Below are 1,017 nucleotides of genomic sequence, written 5' to 3' on the forward strand. Positions count from 1 at the left end.
GCTTTCTGTTTTTGAGTTTTTAGCTTGACATCCAAATATCAATACAATTGTTAATATGTATAGAGTGTTTTTCATCTTATATAACCGCTAACGGTTGGCCGCATGGCGTCGTAAGGCGAGTTTATCCTTACAAACTTCCCAAAGTGAACAAAGCCAAAGCGTTGTATTTGATTTTATCTTTTCAGCTTGAAAGCCAAATCAACGATTTGGCGCTGATTGCCGAAGCTCGGAACTTTACAAAACGCTATGAACGCCTTATGCGCTATGCGGTTTGTTGGGTGTAGTTTTTATTCTGTTATTCTATTTTTTAAATCCATTTGTTCATGAAGAATCCTTGTTATTTCAATAGGATTACTATTTGACTTGCGATAGAATATTATGTGTCGATTAACTTTTAGTCCGAACAATTTAGTAGTTATTCCATCGTAGTTTTTTCCTAATTCTGGATTATTAGCAATGTCTTGGCAGCTGTTAAGCAGCAAATCATAATACTTGTCAGCTTGATATTCAGACCAAGTATCATATGTATACTCCCAAATTCTATTTAAATCTTCAACAGCTTTGTTAGTCAACTCGTATCTAGCCATTCCGCTTTCTTTTGGCTTTCAATTCCTCAAGATTTTTTTTGGGGTCAAAGTCGTGAGCAATTCCACTATCAATCCCTTCTTGGATTGCATTTCTTAAGGCAATCGCTTTACTTTCTTCATTTTCCAGAAGTCTGAGACCAGCTCGAATAACTTCGCTAACATTTTTATATCGACCTGCAGAAACTTGAGTCTGAACAAACTGGTCAAAATAACTACCGAGAGATATGGATGTATTCTTCATTTTCAAAGTTTTAATCAAATTTACCAAAAATTGGTAAAAATGCCAAATCTAATGGTTTTGCCAAATTGTATATAACGAATAGCGCCCAAAAGCTCGATTTTTGTTGAATTGGCACAATAAATTTTTAACCCGACTCTTTGATAAAAGTTCGGGTTTTAAATGACTGGAACGGGGACACTCTTTTGGAAT

The 1,017-nt window shown here is 35.2% G+C and carries 3 protein-coding genes; 1 reads left to right on the forward strand and 2 read right to left on the reverse strand.

The window, feature by feature from the left end; translation table 11 throughout:
- Positions 1–143: 143 nt before the first annotated feature.
- A complete protein-coding gene (locus ACSX1H_RS19350) occupies positions 144–284 on the forward strand; it encodes a hypothetical protein (protein WP_439185901.1) in 141 nt (46 codons plus the stop codon).
- A 3-nt stretch (positions 285–287) separates the two neighbouring features.
- On the opposite strand, the gene ACSX1H_RS19355 is transcribed toward ACSX1H_RS19350, so the two are convergent.
- Positions 288–587, reverse strand: a complete 300-nt coding sequence (locus ACSX1H_RS19355; protein ID WP_439185902.1) for a type II toxin-antitoxin system RelE/ParE family toxin — start codon at positions 585–587, stop codon at positions 288–290.
- Positions 580–828 (reverse strand): type II toxin-antitoxin system ParD family antitoxin, encoded by a 249-nt coding sequence (locus ACSX1H_RS19360; protein WP_439185904.1) that lies wholly within the window; start codon positions 826–828, stop codon positions 580–582. The genes ACSX1H_RS19355 and ACSX1H_RS19360 overlap by 8 nt, the downstream gene beginning before the upstream one ends.
- Between the last annotated feature and the right edge of the window lie 189 nt (positions 829–1,017).

It is taken from the genome of Carboxylicivirga taeanensis (assembly GCF_051851475.1).
GTDB classification, from domain to species: Bacteria; Bacteroidota; Bacteroidia; order Bacteroidales; family Marinilabiliaceae; genus Carboxylicivirga; species Carboxylicivirga taeanensis.

Coding starts and splice junctions, on each gene's coding strand:
- ACSX1H_RS19355 (WP_439185902.1), bottom strand. CDS start 587: ATGGCTAGATACGAGTTGACTAACAAAGCTGTTGAAGATTTAAATAGA.
- ACSX1H_RS19360 (WP_439185904.1), bottom strand. CDS start 828: ATGAAGAATACATCCATATCTCTCGGTAGTTATTTTGACCAGTTTGTT.